This window comes from Planktothrix sp. FACHB-1355 (genome assembly GCF_014748295.1).
In the GTDB taxonomy this organism is placed as follows: Bacteria; Cyanobacteriota; Cyanobacteriia; order Cyanobacteriales; family Aerosakkonemataceae; genus Aerosakkonema; species Aerosakkonema funiforme_A.
The window spans coordinates 1-4,018 of the sequence record NZ_JACJUP010000631.1; the positions used below are offsets into that span (position 1 = coordinate 1).

At 47.4% G+C, this 4,018-nt stretch carries 6 protein-coding genes; 3 read left to right on the forward strand and 3 right to left on the reverse strand.

Annotated elements, in window-relative coordinates; genetic code table 11:
* Positions 1-1,612: HAMP domain-containing sensor histidine kinase (locus tag H6S82_RS22010; protein WP_191056704.1), on the forward strand; the 1,612-nt coding region annotated here is incomplete at its 5' end.
* Positions 1,613-1,732: 120 nt separating this feature from the next.
* Here the strand turns inward: H6S82_RS22010 and H6S82_RS22015 are convergent.
* The 3 genes from H6S82_RS22015 to H6S82_RS22025 form a co-directional block, all read right to left on the reverse strand.
* Positions 1,733-2,044, reverse strand: coding sequence for a zinc ribbon domain-containing protein (locus H6S82_RS22015; protein ID WP_190463137.1), 312 nt, complete (start codon positions 2,042-2,044; stop codon positions 1,733-1,735).
* 141 nt (positions 2,045-2,185) lie between these two features.
* Positions 2,186-2,539: a zinc ribbon domain-containing protein gene (locus H6S82_RS22020; RefSeq protein ID WP_190463135.1), complete on the reverse strand. Its 354-nt coding sequence runs from the start codon at positions 2,537-2,539 to the stop codon at positions 2,186-2,188.
* A 32-nt stretch (positions 2,540-2,571) separates the two neighbouring features.
* A complete protein-coding gene (locus H6S82_RS22025; RefSeq protein WP_190463133.1) occupies positions 2,572-2,886 on the reverse strand; it encodes a TIGR03792 family protein in 315 nt (104 codons plus the stop codon).
* 136 nt (positions 2,887-3,022) lie between these two features.
* Here H6S82_RS22025 and H6S82_RS22030 point away from each other — a divergent pair, with 136 nt between their 5' ends.
* The gene (locus H6S82_RS22030; protein WP_190463131.1) at positions 3,023-3,346 is read left to right on the forward strand and encodes a phasin family protein; all 324 of its coding nucleotides are present in this window, start codon (positions 3,023-3,025) and stop codon (positions 3,344-3,346) included.
* 55 nt (positions 3,347-3,401) lie between these two features.
* Positions 3,402-3,959: an FKBP-type peptidyl-prolyl cis-trans isomerase gene (locus tag H6S82_RS22035; RefSeq protein WP_190463129.1), complete on the forward strand. Its 558-nt coding sequence runs from the start codon at positions 3,402-3,404 to the stop codon at positions 3,957-3,959.
* Positions 3,960-4,018: the final 59 nt, after the last annotated feature.

The following is a 4,018-nucleotide window of genomic DNA, read 5'->3' on the forward strand; positions in this document are numbered from 1 at the left end:
GGAGGTGCAAACTTACCTCACCATTGAGCGGCGGATGCAATTGCCAGCAGATTGGGCCGATAATCCAGAGTTGACAATGGTGCGGCAACATATGACGCCTGATGGTGTAGTGACGGATGTGTTTGTCCCCCTCACTCACCAAGGCAAGTACCTGGGGGTTTTAGCGATCGGCATTAACCCCAATCCCACCGTTGTCACTTCCTCCAATCTGACGCGGGATGTGACGATCGCAGTTTTTGTGTCGATCTGGGTAATGGTGATTCTCGGTGCCGTTTTCAACGCGCTGACAATCACCAAACCGATTAAAGAATTGCTAGTCGGTGTAAAAAATATTGCCGCCGGTAACTTTAAACAGCGAATCGACCTACCTTTGGGAGGAGAACTGGGCGAGTTGATCTCCAGCTTCAACGAAATGGCAGAAAAGCTGGAAAGTTACGAAGAGCAAAATATCGAAGAACTAACAGCCGAAAAAGCCAAATTGGAAACTCTGGTTTCGACGATCGCAGATGGTGCTGTGTTACTCGATACTCATTTGCACGTAATTCTCGTCAATCCTACCGCACGAAGAATCTTCGCTTGGGATGGCATCGATATCGTGGGGGAAAATGTTCTCCACTATTTGCCTTCTTCGGTATCAATGGAACTGACAAGACCGTTGTATCAAATGGCATCGGGCAACGGCTACAAAGAAGGTGCAGAATTCCGCATTACCCTCAGTCAACCCACAAACCGTACTGTTCGCATTTTGCTAACCAATGTTCTCGATCAATACCGCGAGAGCATCAAAGGAATTGCGATGACGGTGCAGGATATTACCCGCGAGGTGGAACTGAACGAAGCGAAAAGCAATTTCATCAGCAATGTTTCCCACGAGCTGAGAACGCCGTTGCAATGTATCAAATCTTTCATCGAAACGCTGCACGAATTTGGGGAAGACCTCACAGAGGAACAGCAGCGGGAGTTCTTGGAAGCGGCGAATAACGAAACAGACCGCCTCACCCGCCTCGTCAACGATGTTCTCGATTTGTCGCGCTTGGAATCTTCCTGCCGAATTTACCACTTTGAGGCGGTGGAAATTGGGCTGCCTATAGAGCAAACTTTGCGAACTTATCAGCTGAACGCTCGCGATAAAGGCATTGAATTAGCACACGAAATCGAACCGGATTTACCCTCAGTTTTAGGTCACTACGACTTGCTCCTACAAGTATTCGCCAATCTGGTCGGTAATGCACTCAAGTTTACCGAAGCCGGAGGACGGGTGGTCATCCGCGCCTATTCAGTACAACAGGAGTCAGAAGCATCGCATACTCAAAATCAAGTCGTGCGGATTGAAGTTGCCGATACGGGGATCGGGATTGCACCGGAAGATCAACAAGCAATATTCGATCGCTTCTTCCGCGTGGAAAACCGCGTGCATACTCTGGAAGGAACTGGTTTGGGACTGTCGATCGTCCGTAATATTATTGAAAAGCATCACACCAAAATCAATTTGGTCAGCGAAGTCGGCATCGGTACGACTTTCTGGTTCGATTTAGCAGTCTTTCAACAAAAAATTTCTGCCGCACAAAGTCACTCGGTTGTGGAAGCAGAGGGACTGGCACGTCGGGGCTAGAAAAAGTTACTCAGTCAAAAGAAAGAACGTGACAGGAAAATACTCGTCGTTGAATTTCAAAGACTCTTGGATGAGGAAAAAATATTCGCTGTTGTGTCAAAACATCCAATTTTTGACTGTTCAGTTCCAAAAAGATCTTAATATGCTCTCAAACAACTGGCACAAGGATGGGTTGCTGTTGGGGGGAATACTGACTTGCGGTTCGGGTTCGAGATTGTTGTCGTAAAGGGTGCATTCCCTAGCAAAAGGGCGTTGGGGATAATTACAGGTATCGTCTGTATGGTAGGTGCAGCTAGTGCATAAATACTCATCCCCAGTGGCTCGATGCAAGGGAATTCCGGGATGACCGTAGGCTTTGAGAATTTCGCGACAGTGGGGGCAGGTGACTGCTTGAGTGGGAACGGGTTGATGACAGCGGGGGCAATTTGGCATGGTAAGCGATCGAGTGAATTATAGCTAGGGGTTAGGGGAAAGAGGGAAAGGGAAGAGGGAAAGGTGCAATTAAGAACCTGCTAAATGCTTGGTAACCAAACAGCGGATATTAGTTACAGTACTGGCAAATATTTTCTTGGACTATCGCATTAAAGTAATTAAAAAACTGACTCCCAATAAACCGAGCAAAAGTACCCAAGTTAGGTTTCTCTCAAACCAGAAACGCAGGGATCGATCGGTTTTGAGAGGCTGGATAACCTGCGGTTCCGGTTGAAAGCGGTTGTGATAGAGCGTGCATTCCTTAGCTAAGGGACGCTGGGGATAAGTACAGGTATCGTCTGCATGGTAGGTGCAGCTATCGCATAAATATTCTTTCCCAGCAGCTCGGTGTAGGGGTATACCGGGATGACCGTGGGCTTTGAGAACCTGACGGCAATGGGGACAGGTAACTGCTTGGGTTTTAACCGGTTGGTGACAGCGGGGGCAATTGGGCATTGCGGCGATCGCTTTTTTGCGGATTGATTTTGTTATGGATGAGTTGAGGGGAATTTCCGTACCTGATATTCGAGTGACTCAAGCATCTGATAGGACTTTCCCATTGCTTGGGCAAACTTCTCTTCCGTTCGGTCTAATAACTCTTGAGGAAACGATTTCCACTGTTCGCAAGTTGCCCACCGAATTACCATGATAACTTCCGTCGGTTCGGTGGGATTAATCCAAACTTCTTTGCCCAGAAATCCGGGACTGCTTGCTATCACAGGTGTCCAGATTTCGGCATCGTTATCGATAAACTCTTCCCGCCGTTCTGGGGCAACCTTAAACTTAAGCCATTCGATAAGCATTAGGCGAACCTCGACCGAATCTGTAGGCGATCGGCAAATTTGACACAATAGTACTGGATACTGGAACACTAAGATTCCAGCATACCTTTATGGGCTACATTCGATCGCCCTTTTGAGTAAGTGAGTGGAAGGCAGCATGGACAGCAATAACTGGCTCAAGCAGCTACTATTGATTGGTGTTGGCACGACATCTTTGGTAGCGGACAAAATCCGGGAAGTGAGTGATGAATGGGTGAAGGAGGGCAAAATTAATCCAGACCAGGCGAAGGGAATGGTCGATGATTTGATGCAGCAGTTAAAAAGCGACCAGGGAAATTTTGAAGCGCAGATGCAACGGCAGATACGCAATATGATGCAGGATCTGGGTGTTCCCCGTCAGTCTGAGATGGATGAGTTGCGCGGACGCATTGACCGTTTGGAACGTCAGGTGCGGGATTTGGAGAATAAGCTCTGGCGTTGAGAAAAGCTGGTAGGATTTGAGATCTCAGAGGCTTTAGAGGTACGGAGGACTGATTTTGAAAGAGATTCTGATCAGCTTGGGGATTATGCTCGCCTGCGGGTTGATTGTGGTGTTTGCACAAATTCTCAGCCCTGAAAAAACAGCGAACGCATCCGAATTGACTCCAACTCAACCTACAATTACCAGGTCGGCTATTAATCAAACTTTAGTTGCAGATAACACAATGTCAAGTGCAGAAAAACCCGCCAGCAATGAAGAGGCTGGTAACGGTAAAGTTGTTACCACAGAATCCGGATTGAAATATATTGATTTAGTGGAGGGAACTGGAGCGATTCCCAAAACTGGTCAAACAGTTATTGTACATTATACTGGCACGCTTGAAGATGGAAGCCAGTTTGATAGTTCCCGCGATCGCAATCAACCTTTCTCTTTCCCCTTGGGACGCGGACGGGTGATTAAAGGTTGGGACGAAGGTATCAGTACGATGCGAGTCGGTGGGCGTCGCCAGTTAATTATTCCCGCAGAATTGGGTTATGGGTCTCGCGGGGCTGGTGGTGTGATTCCTCCCAATGCAACATTGATTTTTGATGTGGAATTGTTGAGGATTAGTTAACAAAAACATGGCCTTTTTCGCTCAGGTATAATTATCACCGATGTGAAAAGGCCGATATT